15 protein-coding genes are annotated in these 20,235 nt (G+C 72.3%); 4 read left to right on the top strand and 11 right to left on the bottom strand.

All coding sequences use genetic code 11. The features are described 5' to 3' along the window. Window positions 1-57 precede the first annotated feature (57 nt). The 3 genes from QP089_RS15545 to QP089_RS15535 all read right to left on the bottom strand — a co-directional run bounded on the left by QP089_RS15545 (window position 58) and on the right by QP089_RS15535 (window position 7,040). Complete coding sequence (locus tag QP089_RS15545; RefSeq protein WP_285912296.1) at window positions 58-1,683, bottom strand: hypothetical protein; 1,626 nt, start codon at window positions 1,681-1,683, stop codon at window positions 58-60. A 280-nt stretch (window positions 1,684-1,963) separates the two neighbouring features. Next, window positions 1,964-3,607, bottom strand: coding sequence for a hypothetical protein (locus QP089_RS15540; RefSeq protein ID WP_285912295.1), 1,644 nt, complete (start codon window positions 3,605-3,607; stop codon window positions 1,964-1,966). A 175-nt stretch (window positions 3,608-3,782) separates the two neighbouring features. Further along, a complete protein-coding gene (locus tag QP089_RS15535) occupies window positions 3,783-7,040 on the bottom strand; it encodes a LamG-like jellyroll fold domain-containing protein (protein ID WP_285912294.1) in 3,258 nt (1,085 codons plus the stop codon). 155 nt (window positions 7,041-7,195) lie between these two features. Here QP089_RS15535 and QP089_RS15530 point away from each other — a divergent pair, with 155 nt between their 5' ends. Continuing rightward, entirely contained in the window at window positions 7,196-7,777 is a 582-nt protein-coding gene (locus tag QP089_RS15530; RefSeq protein WP_285912293.1) for a hypothetical protein, read from the top strand. Window positions 7,778-7,873: 96 nt separating this feature from the next. Continuing rightward, window positions 7,874-9,655, top strand: coding sequence for a right-handed parallel beta-helix repeat-containing protein (locus tag QP089_RS15525; RefSeq protein WP_285912292.1), 1,782 nt, complete (start codon window positions 7,874-7,876; stop codon window positions 9,653-9,655). A 259-nt stretch (window positions 9,656-9,914) separates the two neighbouring features. On the opposite strand, the gene QP089_RS15520 is transcribed toward QP089_RS15525, so the two are convergent. Next, window positions 9,915-10,802 carry a sulfotransferase gene (locus tag QP089_RS15520; protein WP_285912290.1) on the bottom strand — a complete coding sequence of 296 codons (888 nt, stop codon included), beginning with the start codon at window positions 10,800-10,802 and terminating at the stop codon, window positions 9,915-9,917. Between the two features lie 98 nt (window positions 10,803-10,900). On the opposite strand from QP089_RS15520, the gene QP089_RS15515 reads away from it, so the two are divergent. Next, entirely contained in the window at window positions 10,901-12,256 is a 1,356-nt protein-coding gene (locus QP089_RS15515; protein ID WP_285912289.1) for an O-antigen ligase family protein, read from the top strand. Here the strand turns inward: QP089_RS15515 and QP089_RS15510 are convergent. Then, window positions 12,200-13,126 (bottom strand): hypothetical protein, encoded by a 927-nt coding sequence (locus tag QP089_RS15510; protein WP_285912288.1) that lies wholly within the window; start codon window positions 13,124-13,126, stop codon window positions 12,200-12,202. The two genes, QP089_RS15515 and QP089_RS15510, sit on opposite strands and share 57 nt — an antisense overlap. Window positions 13,127-13,288: 162 nt before the next feature. Between QP089_RS15510 and rfbC the strand changes: the two genes are divergently transcribed. Next, window positions 13,289-13,888 carry a dTDP-4-dehydrorhamnose 3,5-epimerase gene (gene rfbC, locus QP089_RS15505; RefSeq protein WP_285912287.1) on the top strand — a complete coding sequence of 200 codons (600 nt, stop codon included), beginning with the start codon at window positions 13,289-13,291 and terminating at the stop codon, window positions 13,886-13,888. On the opposite strand, the gene rfbD is transcribed toward rfbC, so the two are convergent. From rfbD to QP089_RS15475, 6 genes are all read right to left on the bottom strand, one after another. Next, on the bottom strand, window positions 13,861-14,736 hold the full coding sequence (rfbD, locus tag QP089_RS15500) for a dTDP-4-dehydrorhamnose reductase (RefSeq protein ID WP_285912286.1): 876 nt from the start codon (window positions 14,734-14,736) through the stop codon (window positions 13,861-13,863). The genes rfbC and rfbD overlap by 28 nt on opposite strands. Next, window positions 14,733-15,665 carry a dTDP-glucose 4,6-dehydratase gene (gene rfbB / locus QP089_RS15495; RefSeq protein ID WP_285912285.1) on the bottom strand — a complete coding sequence of 311 codons (933 nt, stop codon included), beginning with the start codon at window positions 15,663-15,665 and terminating at the stop codon, window positions 14,733-14,735. The genes rfbD and rfbB overlap by 4 nt, the downstream gene beginning before the upstream one ends. 65 nt (window positions 15,666-15,730) lie before the next feature. Next, window positions 15,731-16,798, bottom strand: a complete 1,068-nt coding sequence (locus tag QP089_RS15490) for a glucose-1-phosphate thymidylyltransferase (protein WP_285912284.1) — start codon at window positions 16,796-16,798, stop codon at window positions 15,731-15,733. Between the two features lie 63 nt (window positions 16,799-16,861). Beyond that, entirely contained in the window at window positions 16,862-18,124 is a 1,263-nt protein-coding gene (locus QP089_RS15485) for a sulfate adenylyltransferase subunit 1 (protein WP_285912398.1), read from the bottom strand. An 89-nt stretch (window positions 18,125-18,213) separates the two neighbouring features. Further along, a complete protein-coding gene (gene cysD / locus QP089_RS15480; protein WP_285912283.1) occupies window positions 18,214-19,131 on the bottom strand; it encodes a sulfate adenylyltransferase subunit CysD in 918 nt (305 codons plus the stop codon). Between the two features lie 120 nt (window positions 19,132-19,251). After that, complete coding sequence (locus QP089_RS15475) at window positions 19,252-20,235, bottom strand: inositol monophosphatase family protein (RefSeq protein ID WP_285912282.1); 984 nt, start codon at window positions 20,233-20,235, stop codon at window positions 19,252-19,254.

Below are 20,235 nucleotides of genomic sequence, written 5' to 3'. Positions count from 1 at the left end.
CCCCCCGGTGGAGCTCCACCGGGGGGCGTTCCGTATCACGCGCTCAGTTCGTCCGGCTCACCGCGTCACGGCGGCGGACGCCGGGCCGGTGATGGTGTTGCCCAGCGGGTCCTTCACGCGGATCCGGTAGGTGTGCTTGCCCGCGGGGGCCTTGGTGTCGGTGAAGGTCATCGACGGCTCGGCCCAGAACTGCGACAGCCGCTTGACGCTGGTCAGCGCGGTGGTCGAGCTGTCGCGCAGCACCTCGTAGTGCAGCCAGCCGTTGTCCATGTCCCAGGTGCCCTTCCAGGACACCTTGAGGCCGGTGGACGTCCGGGTCACGGTCGGCGCCTTCATGCCGGTCGTCGGGCCGACCTTGTTCGGCGCCTTGGCCTTCACGGCGAACCGCACCAGGCCGGCCTGCGCCTTGCCGTTCACGTTCGGGAACTCGCCGCCCATCGCGACGTAGCCGCTGTTGCCCGTGACGGCCCAGGCGGCCTGGAACTGCTGGGTGAAGGTGCCCATGCCGAGCTTGGGGAACCAGTCCAGCAGCGCCGGGATCGGCTGCTTGCTGTAGTTGCTGTTGGTGCCCGGCTTGGCGTGGTCGGTGCCGCGCGCGTCGAAGGTCTCGGCGATCGTGCGGTGGAAGGTCTTCGGGTCGGTCTCGGGGAACGCGCCGAGCGAGGAGCAGTCGTGCGGGTGCCCGACGCTGTAGACGGTCTGGCCGACGGGCAGGATGCCGTAGGTGGCGCCGTAGCAGTTGTCCAGCCACACCAGGGCGCCGGTGTCGGCCTTGGCGGCGAACCGGCCGTCGAACCAGTGGTACCGCTCGCCGTCGGCCGCGCCGTAGACGACGCCGTCCTGGATCCGCAGGTCCGTGACGTAGGAGAAGCCGTACTTGCCCTCGCTGTCGGGCTCGGTGGCCTTGGTCGGGATCGGCTTGCTGCTCCACGGCAGCGTGCCGCCGTTGGTCGCGCTGACCGCGCCGATGCCGACCTGCTTCTGGCCGTTCAGCTGCTGGAACCGGCCGCCGACGATGACGCGGTCGCCGGAGACGGCGAGGGCGTACACCTCGTCGTCGTTGGCGACGGGCCGCCAGGTGTCGATGTTCGAGCCGTCGGAGGCCTTCACCGCGGCGAGCCGCGTCCGCGCCTTGCCGTTGACGTTGAAGAAGTTGCCGCCGACGTACACGGTCGAGTTCGTCGCCGCGATGGCGCGGACGCGGTTGTGCACGTTGGGCGCGAACGAGTCGATCAGCGCGCCGGTCGTGGTGTCGAACGCGGCGAGGTGGTTGTGCGCCTTGCCGTCGACCTTGGTGAAGTCGCCGCCGACGTAGACGCGCTTGCCGTCCGGGGACGCCATGAGCCGCAGGCCCTGGCCGTCGAGCGTGTGCACGAACGAGGTGCTGAGCTTCCCGGTCGTCAGGTCGAACGCCATGATGTTGCCGCGGGCGACCTCGCCGGCCCCGCCCGCCCTCACGCCGGCCGGGCGCGCCTTGGTGAAGTTCCCGGTCGCGTAGACCGTGTTGCCGACCGTCGCCATGCTCCACACGACGCCGTTCACCTGGGCCGTGGGCAGCGGGTCGGCGCTCACGGTCGCGGGCAGCGTCGCCGGCGGCATGGTGTCGGCCCCGGCCGTCCCGGCCGGCAGGAGTGCGGCGCCCACGAGCGAGAGCGCGGCGGCGGTCCCCAGGCCCGCGCGCACGCTGGAACGGCGCGGTCGTAGATGAGCTCTCACGAGTCGGATCCCCTAAAGCACGTGACCCCCGGTGGCCCCGACGGCCACTCCGGTCTGGCGATCTTAGTGCCAATCCCGCGCGGCCTATCCGCCGTCTTATGAAATCGTGACGCGAACCGCTCACGCTGCGCTTGAAGTCGGCTGCTCAGCGCAGTATGGCCGCATCCGGAAATAGAAAAGTGCTCCGAGGTGTAAACCTCGGAGCACTTTCAGGCGTCGGGGCCGATCACCTTTCCGGGGCCGCCGTTCACCGCCGGACGGAGTTGGACGCCGCGCTCGTCGCCGCGTTCCCGTTGGCGTCCACGGCGCGGATCTTGTAGGTGTGGGCGCCGCTCGGGGCGGTGGTGTCGGTGTAGACCAGGCTCGCCGGGTTCCAGAACGCGGCGGACCTGGTCAGCGTCCCGATCGCGGTCTTGCCGCCGTCGCGCAGCACCTCGTACCTCAGCGAGGCGTTGTCCATGTCCCAGGTGGTCTTCCACGTCACGCGGATGGAGCCGCCGAGCCGGGCGCTCGCCGTCGGAGCCTTGAGGCTGGCGCCCTCCGGGCCGACCTTGTTCGGCGCCTTCGCCTTCAGCGCGAACCGCACCAGCCCCTGCTGGGCCTTGCCGTTCACCTTGGGGAACTCGCCGCCCATGGCGACGTAGTCGCCGCTGCCGGTGACGGCCCAGGCCGCCTGGGACTGCTGGGTGAACGAGCCGACGGCGAGCCTGGGGAACCAGTGCAGCAGGCTCGGGACCGGCTGCCTGCTGTAGTTGCTGTTCGCGCCCGGCAGGCCGCGGTCGGTGCCGGTCGCGGCCTTGGTCTCCGACAGCGCCCGGTGGTTGGTCTGCGGGGTGGTGTCGGGGAACGCGCCGAGCGAGGTGCAGTCGTGCGCGTGCGAGACGCTGTAGACCTCGTTGGCCACGGGGTAGACGCCGTAGGTGGCGCCGTAGCAGTTGTCCAGCCACACTAGGTCGCCGGTGTCGGCCTCAGCGGCGAACCGGCCGTCGTACCAGTGCCAGCCCTCCCCGTCAGCGCCGGCGTAGACGATGCCGTCGTCGACGCGCAGGTCCGTCACGTACGAGAAGTGGGTGCTGTCGCTCCTGGTCGGGATCGGCCTGCTGCTCCACGGCAGCGTGCCGCCGTTGGTCGCGCTGACCGCCGCGATGCCGACGTGGGACTGGCCGTTGACCTTCTGGAACTTCCCGCCGACGATCACGCGGTCGCCGTACAGCGCGAGCGCGTAGACCTCGTCGTCGTCGGCGGTCGGCCGCCAGGTCCCGATGTTGGACCCGTCGGAGGCCTTCACCGCCGCCAGCCGCGTCCGCCCGCTGCCGTTGACGTTGAAGAAGTTGCCGCCGACGTACACGGTCGAGTTCGTCGCGGCGATGGCGCGGACGCGGTTGTGCACGTTGGGCGCGAACGAGTCGATCAGCGCGCCCGTCGTGGTGTCGAACGCGGCGAGGTGGTTGTGCGCCTTGCCGTCGACCTTGGTGAAGTCGCCGCCGACGTACACCCGGCTGCCGTCGGGGGAGGCGATGATCCGCAGGCCCTGGCCGTCGAGCGTGTGCACGAACGAGGTGCTGAGCTTCCCGGTCGTCAGGTCGAAGGCGAGGATGTTGCCGCGCGCGACCTCGCCCGCCCCGCCCTCGGCGACGCCCGCGGGGCGCGCCTTGGTGAAGCTCCCGGTCGCGTAGACCGTGTTGCCGACCGTGGCCATGCTCCACACGACGCCGTTGATCTGCGCGGTCGGCAGCGGGTCGGCGCTGACCGTGGCCGGCGTGCCGGACGGCGGGTCGGTGTCGGCGGCGGCCGGGCCGGCCGGCATGAAGGCCGCACCCGCCAGCGAGAGGGCGGCGGCCGCCACGCCCGCGCGGACGCCCGTCCGGCGCTGTCGCATAAGAGCTCTCACGAGTCGGCTCCCCAAGACCTCGGCCCGGTGACCCCGACGGCCACTGCGGTGCAGGGATCCTATTGGCCTCCACGTCCGATACATCCGCTGTCTTATGAAATCGTGACCCAACTCGCATTTTTCGTGACTTACGGTCAGCCGGTGACGCGGGCCGCCCGCAGTTCGTGACTTACGGTCAGCCGGTGACCCGGGCCGCCCGCAGGTCGTCGACGGACACGACCGCGGGCGCGTTCGTGGCGTTGCCCGCCAGGTAGGCCCGGATCCCGACCGCGCCGGCGGCCTGCAGCCCGCCCGTCGCGTCGGTCCCGGTGGCCTGCCAGTCCGGCTCGGCCGCGCCGTCCGCCCACACCTTCGCCTTCAGCGCGGTCGGCGACCCGCCGGTCACCTGGAGGCGCATGTGCAGCGGCACGCCCGCCCGGTAGGTGAGGCCGGAGACGGTCTGCTCGGCGCCGACGGCCGTCTCGACGTTGCTCGCGTCGGTCCGGCTGAGCTGCAGCGACACCACCCCGGACGGGCGCAGCCTGAGCCGGGCCCGGTAGTCGCCCTGCCCGGCGACGCGCCGCCCGATCGCCCACACGTAGACGCCGTTGCCGGTGCCCTCCTTGTCGGTCGCGACGGTGAACGTCAGGTCGGTGTCCTGCGACGACACCGCGTTCAGGTTCGCGCCGCCGTCGTTCTTGGCTGCCGGCAGCTCGATCTGCCCGGTCCCGCCCGCCGACAGCACACCGCCGGAGCCGACCTTGCTCCAGGCTCCGCCGGTGTCGGCGGCGCCCCAGCCGCCGGTGACCGTCCGGCCGAACGCGTCCGACGCCAGCAGCGACGACGTCGCCCCGACCGCGTGCACGACCTCGCCGGTCGCGTCCTTGTCGTCGGTGACGGTGAGCTTGACGGTGTAGTTCCCGGCCGCCGCGTAGGTGTGCGACGGCTTGGCGCCGGTGCCGGTCGTCCCGTCACCGAAGTCCCAGGCGTAGGCCGCGACCGTCCCGTCCGGGTCGGCCGACGCGGAGCCGTCGAACGTGCAGGCCAGCTCGTCGCACGCCGAGGTGAACGCGGCGGTCGGCGGCTGGTTCGGCTTGACGGCGCCGGTGCCGAGGCCGTGGTGGCGGGCTACCTGGTCGGCGGTCAGCGCCCGCGGGTACACCGCCGCCTCGTCGATCGTCCCGTTGAAGTAGTCGTTGAACGGCCGGTTCGGCCAGCCGCCGAGGTTGTCGCCGCCGATCCGCCAGTAGCCGGAGTAGCTCTGCGCCGACGTCACGCCGGCGTCCGCCGCGGCCTGCGCGCCGTCGACGTACAGCTTCATCCCGGCGCCGCCGTCCAGGGTCCCGACGACGTGGTGCCACTTGCCGTCGTTCAGCCCGGCCGCGCTCTGGACCGTCTTCGTGGAGCCCGGATAGACGCCGAACACGACCCGGCCGTCGTTGGTCATGTACAGGTGCCGGTCGTAGGACGAGCTGTTGCCGGACGCGCTGCTCCCGTACCCGATGATCTTCCCGCCGCTGCCGGACGTCGTCCGCACCCACGCCTCGACGCTGAAATCGCCCGGCGCGGCAGCGGCGCCGCTGCCCGCGGACGAGCCGAAGAAGCCGCCGAAGCCCACCGCCTTGTCGGCGTCGCCGGAGATCGCGCCGTCCTGGCCCTGGGTGACGCCGAGGCCGAGCGTGAGGTCGTTGGAGCCCGCGTAGTCGTAGGCGGGACCGCTCGGCTCGCCGAGCCGCCAGTACGCCTGCGCGCCGTCGGCCCTGATCTGGCTCGAATACGGGCCCGGCGTGCCGTTCCCCGTCGTCGCCGCGTTGGACGCCGCGCTGGTCACGGCGTTACCGGCGGCGTCCACCGCGCGCACCTTGTAGGTGTGGGAGGTGCCGGGCGCGGCGGTGGCGTCGAAGTAGGCGGCGTTCGGCTCGTCCCAGAACGTTGACGTCCGGTCGACCGTCCCGATCGGCGTGCTCCCGCCGTCGCGCAGCACCTCGTACTTCAGCGACGCGTTGTCCATGTCCCAGGTGGTCTTCCAGCCCACGCGGACGCTGCCGTCCGCCATGGGGGTCGCCGTCGGGGTGCCGAGGTCGGCGGCCTGCGGGCCGACCTTGTTCGGCGCCTTCGCCTTCACCGCGAACCGCACCAGGCCCTGCTGCGCCTTGCCGTTGACGTTCGGGAACTCGCCGCCCATCGCGACGTAGTCGCCGTTGCCCGTGACGGCCCACGCCGCCTGGTACTGCTTGGTGAACGACCCGATCGCCAGCCTCGGGAACCAGTGCAGCAGGCCCGGGATCGGCTGGCCGCTGTAGCTGCTGCCGACGCTCGGGGACCCGTGGTCGGTCCCGGTGGGGGCCGTCGTCTCGGCCAGCGCGCGCTGGAACGTCTGCGGGCTGGTGTCGGGCCAGGCGCCGAGCGAGGTGCAGTCGTGCGCGTGCGAGACGCTGTAGACGGCCTGCGCCTGCACGAACATCCCGTACGTCGCGCCGTAGCAGTTGTCGAGCCACACCAGGTCGCCGGTGGCGGCCTTGGCGGCGAACCGGCCGTCGAACCAGTGCCAGCCCTCCCCGTCCGCGGCGCCGTAGACGGTGTCGCCGGACACGTACAGGTCCGTCACGTAGGAGAACATGCTGTCGCCGAGCTTGCCGGGGATCGGCGTGCTGCTCCACGGCGCCGTCCCGCCGTTGGCCGCGCTGACGGCGCCGATGCCGACGTGCCTCTCGCCGTTGAGCTGCTGGAACCGGCCGCCGACGATCACCCGGTCGCCTGCGGGCGCGAGCGCCAGCGCGAAGACCTCGTCGTCGTCCGCGGTGGGCCGCCAGGTGTCGATGTTGGAGCCGTCGGCGGCCTTCACCGCCGCGAGCCGCGTCCGCCCGGCGCCGTTGACGTTGAAGAAGTTGCCGCCCAGGTAGACGGTCGAGTCCGTCGCCGCGATCGCGCGGACCTTGGCCGACACCGAGGGGGCGAACGACGTGACGAGCGCGCCGGTGGCGGTGTCGAAGGCGGCGACGTGGTTGCGGGTCTGGCCGTCCACGGTCGTGAAATCGCCGCCGACGTAGACGCGCTTGCCGTCGGGCGAGGCGACGATCCGCAGGCCCTGCCCGTTCAGGGAGTGGTCGAAGGACGAGATGAGGTTCCCGGTGGTGAGGTCGAAGGCGAGGATGTTGCCGCGCGCGACCTCGCCCGCCCCTCCCTCGGCGACGCCCGCGGGGCGCGCCTTGGTGAAGTTCCCCGTCGCATAGACGGTGCCGCCGACCGTCGCCATGCTCCACACGACCCCGTTGACCTGCGCGGTCGGCAGCGGGTCGGCGCTGACCGTCGCGGGCGTGCCGGACGGCGGGTCGGTGTCGGCCGCGGCCGGCACGGCGGCGGCGCCGAGAAGCGCCGTCGAGAAGGCGGTGAACGCGGCTATCGCCGTTTTACGGACGCGCCACGCGCGCCGGTGCGAAAGTACAGATCTCACTGGGCCGGTCCCCTGCCGCTCGTCTCCGGTGGCCCCCTCGGTCACGGAAGTAAAAGCAGGGTAATCCGGTATCCCTGTTTACACTGTTCTGCTCCGGAAGTTTCTGTTCGTTGTCGCTTGACGACGTTCGCCGTCACTGGATAGGAGAGAGCCGGATGTCCCATCGGGGAGCGCGTCCGCGCAGGCATCTCGCCGCGACGGGCGCCGTGCTCGCCCTCGCGCTGGCGCTGACCGGATGCGGCGGGGGGAAGAAGAAGGCGGCGACCCCGACCCCGCCCCCGCCGCCGAGCGCGCAGCCGACCGAGCAGGCCAACGCCGCGCCCGGCTCGGCCACGCTGAAGTCCTCCGGCGGGCTGAGCAAGCCGGTCACCTACGACGACAAGGTCAGCGTGGCGATCAGCAACATCCGCTACGTCAAGAACAAGGACCAGGGGCCCGGCGAGCTCACCGGCAAGGTGCTCACCATCTTCACGCTGAAGTTCGACAACGGCTCCAGCAAGCCCCTCGACCTCAACAAGGTGCAGGTCACCGCCGTCTACGGGGCGAAGAAGACGCGCGCGCAGCACACCTCCTACGCCAACCTGAACGACTTCTACGGCACCGTCCCGCCCGGCGGGCGCAGGTCGGCGTCCTACGCCTTCGACCTGCCGTCGTCCGGATACAAGTCCGTCAAGGTCGGTGTCAAGTTCGACGCCCAGCACAAGACCGCACTGTTCGCGGGGGCCCTGCACAACTGAGGGTTCGGCGGGGTACGTTCGTGATTCCAGCGTTCCCCGGGGGTAAAGGGTCGTGCCATGCCTAGCTCGAACCGGTCTCGCAGCTCGAACCGGACGATGATCGTCAGGGTGCTCGCCCTGCCGGTCATCGCGGGAGTGGGCTTCCTGGGCTGGCAGCTGCCGCGCAGCCACGACGCGGCGCCCCAGCTGCCCTCCCCCGTCCAGGGGCCGCCCGGCGCGGCGCCCATGGGCTCCACGGCCTACCCGGTCCCGGACGGCGCGCTGTTCGTGTCGCCGTCCGGGAACGACGGCGCGGACGGCACCCGCAAGCACCCGCTGCGCACGCTGGCCAGGGCCGTCGCCAAGGCGCACCCCGGCGGCACGGTCGTGCTGCGCGGCGGCGTCTACCACGAGTCGGTCACCGTGCCCGGCGGCAAGAAGCTGACCATCCAGTCGGCGCCGCGCGAGGCCGTCTGGCTGGACGGCAGCTCGCCGGTCGGCGGATGGCGGGCCGGCAACGACGCCTGGGTCCGCGAGGGCTGGACGACCCGCTTCGACGCCAGCCCCACCTACACCGCGGGCGCCAAGGCCAGCGGGGACGGCGACTTCCAGTTCGTCTCCCCCGACCACCCGATGGCCGCCCACCCCGACCAGGTGTGGCTCGACGGCGCCCCGCAGCGGCAGGTCGGGGCGCGTGCCGACGTCAAGCCCGGCACCTTCTACGTCGACGAGGGCGCCCGCAGGCTCTACCTCGGATCCGACCCGCGCGGGCACGACGTGCGCGCCAGCACGCTGTCGGAGGCGATCACCGTCGGCGGCGCCGGCTCCCGGCTGCGAGGCCTCGGCGTCCGCCGCTACGCCACCTCGCTTCCCCAGCTCGGCAGCGTGAAGGTCACCGCGCCGCGCGTCACCGTCGAGAACGTCGCCGTGGACGACTCGGCCACCACCGGCCTCAGCGTGCTCGCCGCGCACGCCCGCGTCCGGCACGTCACCGCCGACGGCAACGGGATGCTCGGCGTCCACGCCAACTACGCCGACGACCTGCGGCTGGAGGGGGTCCGCAGCACCGGCAACAACGCCGAGCACTTCAAGTACTCGCCGGTCTCCGGCGGGGTGAAGGTGACCCGGTCGCGGCAGGTCGCGGTGACCGGCGGCGTGTTCGCCGACAACCTCGGCAAGGGCGTGTGGATGGACGAGTCCGTCTACGACATCACCCTCACCGGCAACCGGATCCTGCGCAACGCCGACCACGGCGTCTCGCTGGAGCTGAGCGCCAAGGCGGTCGTCGCCGGCAACGTGATCGGCGGCAACGCCGGGGACGGGCTGAAGGTCAACAACACCTCCGACGTCCAGATCTGGAACAACTCGATGGCGGGCAACGGCCGCACCATCCACCTCGCGCAGGACCCGCGCAGCCCGTCCGACCCGCACGCGGCCGGCCGCGACCCGCGGCAGAAGAACGGCGACCCGGCGATGACCTGGCAGGTGTCCAAGGTCGTGATCAGCAACAACACCCTCGCCGACGCCCGCCCGCGCACCCCGTGCCTGCTGTGCGTCGAGGACGGCACGCACCGGCGCGGCGGCGGCCAGATGGGCCTCACCGTCGACGGCAACGTCTACGTCCGCCCGGACGGGAACCCGCACGCCGTCGTGCGGTGGGCGCGCGGTTCCGGCGGCACCTCCGACTTCACCGACCTTGGCCGGTTCCGGTCAGAGACCGGTCAGGAGAAGCGCGGCGTCCTGAAGACCACCGGCGGCGCCGCCGGCCAGGACGGCGCCCTGGAACGCAGTTTCGCCACCCAGGCGGACACCGGCACCGCCCTCCCCCTCCCAGCCCCCATCGCCGCCCTCCTCAACAAACCCACCGGCACCCGCCACGTCGGAGCGTGGACGTCCTGACGGGGATCGTTGCCCCTCCTCAGCCGTCAGCGACCCGGGCGTTGCGATCGCGTGCGAAGCCGGATTCGAGCTTGCGAGAATCCGATCGCGCAGCGAGGCCCCCAGGGCCGAGTCGGAGCGATGCAGCGATCGCACGCAGCGCCCGCCGAAGGGAGGGCGTCCAACGCCCGACCGCCAAGGGCGGTGCAATCAACACAGCGATCGCCGCAGTGCCCGCCGAAGGAAGGCGCCCCAGCGCCTGACGCCAAGGGCAATGCAATCAAGCACGCGCCCAGGGGAAGGTGCGGCCTAGGAGCGCTTCCAGGTCGGTGTTGAAGGGGGCGTAGTGCTCGGCGAGGGCCTGCCGGGTGGCGGGGGCGAGGTCCTGGCTGGGCGCCGCGTTCCACACCTTGATCGCCGACGGGGGCAGCGGCGCGGGGTCGAGCCCGAGGAAGCGCGCCACGGTGTCGCAGGCGGCCTGCGGGTCGGCGTAGAACTCCTCCGCCGCCAGCACGCAGAACCGCTCGGCCGGGAAGTGCTCCATCCAGCGCCGCAGGTGCGGGGCGTACTCGCCCTGCGCCCGGTAGGACTGCTGCTCGTGCGCGTAGCTGGCGTAGCCGGGCTGCTCGGCGACGATCCGCTCCTCCTCGCCGGCGAGCCGGTCCGCCTCGGCGGCCAGGGCCTCCTCGAACGTGGGCAGGTCCTCGGCGTTCTGCCGCCGCCGCTCCCGGTAGTGCGAGAACGCCCGCTCGATCGGGTCCCGCAGCACCAGCAGGATCTTGGCGTCCGGGACGTCCCGCCCGGCCCGCTCCGCCGCCAGCGGGTGGAACAGGTAGTACGGCGAGCCCTCCCCCACGACCTTGCCGGCGCGGCGCGCGGACGCCGGGAAGTGCGACCGGTACCAGGCGCCGCCCTTGTCGTAGTTGGTGTCGAAGTAGTGGACGCCCTTGGTGTGGTTGTCCTTGGGCAGCAGCCGCGCGTTCGGGAACAGCGGCATGACCTGCGGATGCTCCAGCAGCGTGTAGTACAGCGAGGTGGAGCCGCCGCGCTTGGCGCCGATCAGCAGGAAGTCGGGGCCGGGGCGCAGCGCCGCCGTGCTCATCCCGTACCCACGGATCACGCTACGGCCCGCGGCGACGACCGGGCCGGGAAGAGTCCCTCGATTCACGGGGGACAGGCTACCGGTCCGCCACCCGTATCCTTGGTCTCGTCTTTAACGAGCCCGTGCGGGCACGGCGGCGGCCGGACTCACCCAGGGAGGGCCTCATGACCGTCAAAGGCATCTTCCCGCGCCGCCGGCCGCCCGCGCCGAGCGCCGGGTGGTGGGCCTACGCGCTGCCGCTGGCCCTGATGCTCGCCAGCGACTACAAGCTGCGCAGCCGGGACGTCGACAACGCCGTCAGCGGCAGCGCCGACATGACCGTCCTGCTGGAGATCGCCGTCTACGGCGCGGCGGCGCTGTACCTGGTGTGGCGGTTCGGGCTCTACCTGCCGCGGCGCCGCACCACCGGGCTGCTGCTGGCGGCCTGGTGCTTCTGCGGGTACGTGGCGTTCTCGGCGCTGTGGTCGCCGTTCAAGTCGCTCGGCATCGTCCGCGGCGTCCAGCTGCTGATCACGATGCTGGTGGCGCACGCCATCGCGACCCGCGCCACCCCCGCCGACCTGCGCAAGCTCGCGCACATCTTCATCGGGATCGTGCTGGTGTCGGTGGGGATCGGCGCCGCGCACCCGTTCCCCCGCACGCTGCACACCGAGTCGCGGTTCAACTGGCTGTACGTCCACCCCGTCATCGCCGGCGTGTACCTCGCCGTCGCGATCCTGCTGGTCGTCGGCTACCTGATCCGGTGGAACCGGCCGCAGGACCGGCTGTGGCACCCGGTCGTCTACGTGGTGGCGCTGGCGGTCCTGACGGGCGCGCTCGTCGCCACCGGGACGCGCGGCGCGGCGCTGGGCTGCGCCGCGGGGCTGCTCGTCCTGCTGGCCACCGCGCGCGGCCCCAAGGGCCGGATCGACGTGATCGTGATGGGCGCCGCGGTGGCCGTGCTGGCGGTGCTGGCGTTCTCCGACAAGATCCTCGCGTTCGTGTCGCGCGGCGAGAGCACCGAGCAGCTCGCCACCCTGAACTCCCGCACCGAGCTGTGGTCGCTGGCGATGGACGCGTTCCGGGAGGAGCCGATCTTCGGCCGGGGCCTCGGCGCGTCCCGCGGCCTGTTCCTGGACAGCATCGGCCTCGGCGGCGGCCACAACGCGTTCATCAACGCGCTCGTCGACAACGGCGTCGTCGGCACGATCGCGTTCGCGGCGCTGCTGCTGACGCTCGGGTTCGTGCTGCTGACGCTCTGCCGGCACCGGACGCTGCGCGCCGACGCCGGCATGCTGCTGGGGATCTTCGGCTGCTTCCTCACCGACAGCATGACCACCGAGGGCCTCGCCGCCCCCGCGAACGTGTCGTCGGTGTGGCTGTTCATCCTCGTGGCGTGGACGGAGGCGCTGCGCCGGCAGGGCGGCGACCCCGCGCCCGTCCAGCGGCGGCCCGAGGAGGCGCTGGAGCTGCCGGGCGGCCGCTCAGGCACCACTGTGACGGCGACCCCGTACGTAGAACACGCCCCCCAGGAGCCCTAGCAGCACCAGGCCGACGAGCGCGCCGGTGCCGATCAGGCCGCCGGGCATCCCCGACTTGGACGGGTACGCGACCGGTGATCCGTCGTTCGCCGCCGGGGACGCGGACGCGTCCGGCTGCGTCGCCGCGTTCACCGCCGGCAGCGCCAGCGAACGGAACACCGGCCTGCTGCTGCTCGCGTTCGACAGGTACACCTTCCTGCCGTCCGAGGACACCCCGAACGCGTGCCCGGCCAGCGACGCCGACGTCTTGACGACCTGCCCGGCGTCGTCGCGGATACCGCCGAGGATCCGCACGTCCGTGGTCGTCTTGAGGATCACCCGGCCGTCCCGGGCGAAGGCGCCGCCGCGCACCGGGAACGGCAGCGTCCGCAGCCGCGTCAGCGCGTTCGTCGCCGGGCCGAGCACCCCCGGCAGCGCGAACACGCCCGCGGCCGTCGCGTCCCGGGTGATGATGTAGACGCGGGTCTCGGCCGGGTCGGCCAGCAGCGCGGCGCCCCGGTGCCCGCCGTCGGGGTACTTCACCTTGAACGACTTGGCCGCCAGCGCCCCGCCGGTCAGCGTCTTCGGCTCGGCCACCCGGTGCAGCACCAGGCTCCCCGCCCGGCCCGCGCTCAGGTCGCCGACGAACAGCCCCGACTCCCCGGCCCCGTTCTTGACGACCGTGATGGCGTCCCAGCGGCCCGCCGGGACGCCGGTCAGCGTGTAGGCGGCGCGGGTGCGGCCCTTGCCGTCCAGCGCGTACAGCCGCGACCCGGCCACGCCGGACGCGACCGTCCACCAGATGTCGGGATGCACGACGCCGGCGACCATCGCGGCGGGAGCGGCCACGGCGGGCCGGAACGCCGTGCGCGCCGCGGCCGTGCTCGTCACTGCGGGACTCGGCGACGGCGACTGCTCCGCGACCGCCGCCGGCCCTGTCAGAACCACGAGCACCGCCGCCGCACTGCCTGCGGCGAGCCGGAGCCTGAGGGGGTGCGTTCTCACAGTACTGACGTCCATCTCTGCGGGGGACCGTGTGGCATTCTTGCGCATGTGGATCCACTCGGCATCAAAGGTACTTACTCCTTCGACCCGCGCGTGCACGGTGACCAGCGGGGATCTTTCCATGAGTGGTTCCGTGACGACGTCCTGCGCCCGGTGGCCGGCCACGGGCTGAACCTGGCGCAGGCCAACTGCTCGGTGTCGGCGAAGGGCGTGCTGCGCGGCGTGCACTTCGCCGACGTCCCGCCGGGGCAGGCCAAGTACGTCACCTGCCTGCGCGGCGCGATCCTCGACGTCGTCGTCGACCTGCGCGTCGGCTCCCCCACGTTCGGGCAGTGGGAGGGCGTCCGGCTGGACGACGAGTCACGCCGCTGCCTGTACGTCGCCGAAGGCGTCGGGCACGCGTTCATGGCGCTGACCGACGACGCGACCGTCGTCTACCTGTGCTCGGAGCCCTACGCGCCCGGCCGCGAGCACGGCGTGCACCCGCTCGACCCCGGCCTCGGCATCGAGTGGCCCGCCGACATCGAGCCGCTGCTGTCCGACAAGGACGCCCAGGCTCCGACGCTCGAAGAGGCCCACCGGGCCGGCCTGCTGCCGTCCTACCAGGACTGCCTCGACCACTATGCCAAGCTGGGGCTGCCGCGCTGAGCCTCGGCCCAACAGGCCTGCAGCGACGGCCAGGCGGCGTGCAGCGCGTCCCGCCAGTCCCGCATGGGGTCCAGGCCGGCGGCCGCCCAGCGGCCGTGCCCGAGCACGCTGAACGCCGGACGCGGCGCGGGCCGCACGAACTTCTCGCTCGTCGTGGCCCGCACCCGCTCCGGGTCGAGGCCGAGCAGCGCGAAAACCTCGCGGGCCAGGCCGTACCAGGTCGTCCGGCCCGCGTTCGTGCCGTGGTAGGCCCCGGCGGGGGCGTCCGCGCGGGCCAGCGCGATGATCCGGCCGGCGAGGTCGCCGGTCCAGGTCGGCTGGCCGGCCTGGTCCTCCACCACCTCGACGGTGTCGCGCTCCCCCGCCAGCCGCGCCATCGTCCGGACGAAGCTCGGCCCGTGCGCCCCGTACAGCCACCCGGTCCGCACGACGTATCCGCGCTCGTAGGCGAGCACCGCCCGTTCACCGGCGAGCTTGGTGCGGCCGTAGGCGTTGACGGGCGCGGCCGGCGCGTCCTCCGGGTACGGCTCGGTGGCGGTGCCGTCGAACACGTAGTCGGTGGACACCTGGACGAGCTTCGCGCCGATCTCCGCGCAGCCCGCGACGAGCACCTCGACGCCCGTGCCGTTGACGGCGAGCGCCGCGTCCTCCTGGGTCTCCGCGTCGTCCACGGCCGTCCAGGCCGCGCAGTTCACCACGATCCCGGGCCGGTGCCGCCGCAGCGCCTCGCGGACCGCGCCGGGGTCGGTCAGGTCCAGCTCGCCGCGCCCCGGCGCCACCACGTCGTCCAGCCGGGCGACGACGTCGGTGCCGAGCATCCCGCCCGCCCCGGTGACCAGCCAGCTCACTTGGCGTCCTTCGACCGCTTCTTCAGCGGCTCCCACCAGGCGCGGTTCTCCTGGTACCAGCGGACCGTCGCGGCCAGGCCGTCCTCGAACGCCACCTGCGGCGCGTACCCGAGGGCCCGCAGCCTGGCGTCCGACAGCGAGTAGCGGCGGTCGTGGCCCTTGCGGTCCTCGACGCGCTCGACCATGTCCCAGCCGGCGCCGACCGCCTCCAGCAGCCGCCGCGTCAGCTCCAGGTTCGTCAGCTCCGCCGTGCCCGCGATGTGGTACACCTCGCCGGGCTCGCCGCGCTCGGCGACCACCTGGATGCCGCGGCAGTGGTCGGCGGCGTGGATCCAGTCGCGGACGTTGCCGCCGTCCCCGTACAGCGGCACCGTGCGGCCGTCCATCAGGTTCGTGGCGAACAGCGGGATGACCTTCTCCGGGTACTGGTACGGCCCGTAGTTGTTGCCGCAGCGGGTGATGCTGACCGGCAGCCCGTGCGTGCGCGCGTAGGCGCGGGCCATCATGTCGCCGCCCGCCTTGGCCGCCGAGTACGGCGAGTTGGGCGCGAGCGGCGCGTCCTCGTCCCACGAGCCCTCGTCGATGCTGCCGTACACCTCGTCGGTGGAGACCTGCACCACCCGCGGCGTCCCCGCGTCCAGGCACGCCTGCATCAGCGTCTGGACGCCCAGCACGTTCGTCCGCGCGAACTCCGCGCCGCTGGCGATCGACCGGTCCACGTGCGACTCGGCCGCGAAGTTCAGCACCACGTCGTGCCCCGGCACCAGCTCTGCGAGCAGCCCGCCGTCGCAGATGTCGCCGTGCACGAACGTGAACCGCCCCTCGACGGGCTCCAGGTTCGCCAGGTTCCCGGCATAGGTCAGCTTGTCCAGCACGGTGATCTCGGCACCGTCCCAGGCGGGATAGGCCCCGGACGCCAGGTCCCGCACATACTGCGACCCGATGAACCCGGCCCCACCCGTTACGAGAACGCGGGGGGCGCTCCTGCTGCCGCTCACTTGCTGATCTGCACTTTGCTGTGGTCTCCCAGGACGAGACGGTGGGCTTTCGGCACCCGGGGGGCGGGCGTGACCTCGGCCTCGCGGCCGATCAGGGAGCACTCGATGCGGCCGACGCCGTCGATGGACGCGCCGCGCAGCACGATCGAGTACTCGATCTCGCTGTCGAGGACCGCGCAGTCGCGGTCGATGGAGGTGAAGGGCCCGACGTAGGAGTCGCGGACGAGCGAGCCGGCGCCGACGATGACCGGGCCGACGACGCGGGACCCGGCGACGCGCGCGCCGCGCTCCACCACGACCCGGCCGATCAGCTCGCTGGCCTCGTCCACCACGCCCTCCACATGAGGTTCGACGCCCTCCAGCACGAGGCGGTTGACCTCCAGCATGTCGGTGACGTTGCCGGTGTCCTTCCAGTAGCCGGTGATCACCGTGGACTCGACCCGGTGGCCGTGGTCGATCAGCCACTGGATCGCGTCGGTGATCTCCAGCTCGCCGCGCGCGGACGGCTTCAGCTCCGCGACCGCCTCGTGCACCGCCGCGCTGAACAGGTACACCCCGACCAGCGCCAGGTCGCTCTTGGGGAACTCCGGCTTCTCCTCCAGCGCGACGACGCGGCCCGCGTCGTCGAGTTCGGCGACGCCGAACGCGCGCGGGTCCGAGACGTGCGTCAGCATGATCTGCGCCTGCGGGCGCTCCGCCCGGAACCGGCCGACGAGCCCGTCGATGCCGCCGACGATGAAGTTGTCGCCGAGGTACATCACGAAGTCGTCGCCGCCGAGGTACTCGCGGGCGATCAGGACGGCGTGCGCGAGGCCGCGCGGGGCGTCCTGGCGCAGGTAGGTCACGTCGAGGCCGAACGCCGAGCCGTCGCCGACGGCGCCGCGGATCTCGGCCTCGGTGTCGCCGACGACGATGCCGACCTCGCGGATCCCGGCGTCCCGGATCGCCTCAAGGCCGTAGAACAGGACCGGCTTGTTGGCGACCGGGACGAGCTGCTTCGCCGAGGTGTGGGTGATCGGGCGGAGCCGGGACCCGGCCCCGCCCGCCAGCACGAGGGCCTTCACGGCGCGACGGCGTAGGTCGGGCCCTGGGGGGCGGGCAGGTGCACGGGGGGCTCCAAGGGGTGCTTATCGGGCGCCGGTGATCATCCCGGCGCCGACGGTGTTGTTGGTGGCCTCGTCGATCAGGATGAACCCGCCGGTCAGCCGGTTGCGGGCGTAGTCGTCGACGAACAGCGGCTGCGTCACCCGCAGCGAGACCCGGCCGATCTCGTTCAGGCCGAGGCCCGGCGCCTGCTCGTCGCGGTGCAGGGTGTTGACGTCCAGCCGGTAGTGCAGCTCCTTCACCAGCGCCTTCGCGGTGCGGGTGGTGTGCTTGATGATCAGCTTGGAGCGGGGCGTGAGGGCGCGGTCGGGGGTCATCCAGCACACCATCGCGTCCAGGTCCTGCGCCGTCTCCGGCCGGTTGTGCGGACGGGCGATCATGTCGCCGCGGGAGATGTCGATGTCGTCGGCGAGCCGCAGCGTCACCGACATCGGCGCGTAGGCCTCCTCGACCGGGCCGCCGGGGCCGTCGATCCCGGTGATCGTCGTGGTCAGCCCGGACGGCAGGTGCACGACCTCGTCGCCCGGCTTCAGCACGCCGCCCGCGACCTGGCCGGCGTAGCCGCGGTAGTCGTGCAGCTCGGGGTCGGTGGAGGCGTGCGGGCGGATCACGTACTGCACCGGGAACCGCACGTCGATCAGGTTGCGGTCGGAGGCGATGTGCACGTGCTCCAGGTGGTGCAGCAGCGACGACCCGTCGTACCACGGCATGTTCACGCTGCGCTCGACGACGTTGTCGCCGTGCAAGGCCGAGATCGGGATGAACGTCAGGTCGGAGACGTCCAGCTTGGAGGCGAACGCGGTGAACTCGTCGACGATCCGCTCGTAGACGGCCCTGTCGTAGTCGACCAGGTCCATCTTGTTGATCGCCACGACCAGGTGCGGGACCTGCAGCAGCGTGGTCAGGAACGCGTGCCGGCGGGACTGCTCCAGGATGCCCTTGCGGGCGTCCACCAGGATGATCGCCAGGTCGGCGGTGGACGCGCCGGTCACCATGTTGCGGGTGTACTGGATGTGCCCGGGGGTGTCGGCGATGATGAACTTGCGGCGCGGCGTCGCGAAGTAGCGGTACGCCACGTCGATGGTGATGCCCTGCTCCCGCTCGGCGCGCAGGCCGTCGGTCAGCAGCGCGAGGTTGGTGTACTCCTCGCCGCGGTCGACGCTGGTCTTCTCGACCGACTCCAGCTGGTCCTCGAAGATCGACTTGGAGTCGAACAGCAGCCGCCCGATGAGGGTGGACTTGCCGTCGTCGACGCTGCCGGCGGTGGCGAAGCGCAGGAGGTCCATGGACTTGGCCGGCCCGCCCGTGGTGGACGTGCCCGTGGTGGACGTGCCCGTGGTGGACGTGCTCGCGGCGGGCTCGTTCGTGCTGGCCATTAGAAGTAGCCCTCCTTCTTGCGGTCCTCCATGGCGGCCTCGCTGGTGCGGTCGTCGGCGCGGGTCTGGCCCCGCTCGGTGATCCGCGTCGCGGCGATCTCCGCGATGACCTCGTCCAGCGTCGCGGCGTTCGACTTCACCGCGCCGGTGCAGGACGCGTCGCCGACCGTCCGGTACCGGACCGACGCCTCGAACTCCGGCTCGTCGTCGCCGCGGTTGGCGAACCCGGTCTCGGCGTCCAGCAGCAGCCCGTCGCGCTCGAACACCCGGCGGGTGTGCGCGAAGTAGATCGGCGGCAGCTCCAGCTCCTCGCGCCGCACGTAGTCCCAGATGTCGAGCTCGGTCCAGTTCGACAGCGGGAACACCCGGACGTGCTCGCCCTGCGTGATCCGCGTGTTGAACAGGTTCCACAGCTCCGGGCGCTGGTTCTTCGGGTCCCACTGACCGAACTCGTCCCGGAACGACACCACGCGCTCCTTGGCGCGGGCCTTCTCCTCGTCGCGGCGCGCGCCCCCGAACGCCGCGTCGAACTGGTGCTCCTCGATCGCGTCCAGCAGCGGCGTGATCTGCAGCCGGTTGCGCGACGCGCGGCGCCCCTTCTGCTCCACCACCCGGCCGGAGTCGATCGCGTCCTGCACCGACGCCACGACCAGCCGGACGCCCAGCTCGGCGACCCGCCGGTCGCGGTACTCCATCACCTCGGGGAAGTTGTGGCCGGTGTCGACGTGCATCACCGGGAACGGGATCGGCGCGGGCCAGAACGCCTTCTGGGCCAGGCGCAGCATCACGATGCTGTCCTTGCCGCCCGAGAACAGCAGCACGGGCCGCTCGAACTCGGCCGCCACCTCCCGGAAGATATGGATCGACTCGGCCTCGAGGACGTCTAGCTGGGACAGCAGATAATCGCAACGCTGCATGGTCTGGGGCTCTCTCCACGCTGTTCTGGCAGATAAACCGGTGGCACGGGACGGGCGCCCGCGCTTCCCACCGGATCGAACGTCGGCCCGCCGCCGGTCAATCCCGCCCGGCAGGGCGGCCTAGGCGGGCAGGCTGTCGCCCACTTCCCGTATGCCGGTCAGCAGCGTCGACGCCGACACAGGGTGGCACACCAGGATATCCGGGAGCCGCGGGTCCTTCCGGTTGTACTCCAGCGGAGCGCCGTCGACGCGGGACGCGTGCGCGCCCGCCGCCAGCGCGACCGCCGCCGGCGCGGCCGAGTCCCACTCGTACTGGCCGCCCGCGTGCACGTAGGCGTCCACCTCGCCGAGCAGCACCGCGGAGATCTTCGCCCCCGCCGACCCGATCGGCACCAGCTCCACATCGAGGCCCTCCGAGGGAGGACGACCCCCCACGCCCCCCTTTTCGAGCTTCTCGGCGAGACGCTGGACGAACTCGGGGGGACGCGTCCGGCTGACCGCGATCCGCAGCTTGCCCGTGTCCGGGGCGGGCGCGTGCAGCGGCACCTCCCGCGGCAGGCCCCGGCGCGCCGCGTCCGTTCCCGCGGTCACCGGGTCGGGCTCGCCGGCGTCGTCGCGGACGAGCACCGCGCCGCCGGTCGCGCAGGTCCGCAGCGTCAGGCCCTGCGCCGGCAGCGCCACCGCGCCCGCCGACAGCCGCGCCGCGCCCGCCGCGTCCCGCTCCCACAGCGCCACGTGGACCGCCCAGTCGCGGCGGCCCTCCTCGGAGAACTCCCGGGTGCCGTCGAGCGGGTCGATGATCCACACCCGCCGCGCCGACAGCCGCTCGGCCTCGCCGGTGTTGCGGGTCGGGGCCCGGTCGTCGTCCTTGGAGCGCTTGCCCGCGACCGACGAGCGGCCCTCCTCGGAGAGCACGGCGTCGCCGGGACACCGCTCCGCCAGCGCCGCCATCAGGTACTCGTGCGACCGCAGGTCGCCGGTGTCCTTCAGGGCGCGCCCGTCGGCGAAGCCCACCTCGTCCCGCACGCCCAGCAGCAGCCGGCCCGCCGCCGCGGCGAGCTCCGCCGCCAGCGCGTGGTCGTCCGCCGCCGCTGTCTCGGTCAT

This window comes from Actinomadura opuntiae, from assembly GCF_030283205.1.
Classification (GTDB): domain Bacteria; phylum Actinomycetota; class Actinomycetes; order Streptosporangiales; family Streptosporangiaceae; genus Spirillospora.
Note: the sequence above shows the minus strand (reverse complement) of the source record. Positions and strands in the feature narration are given on the sequence as shown.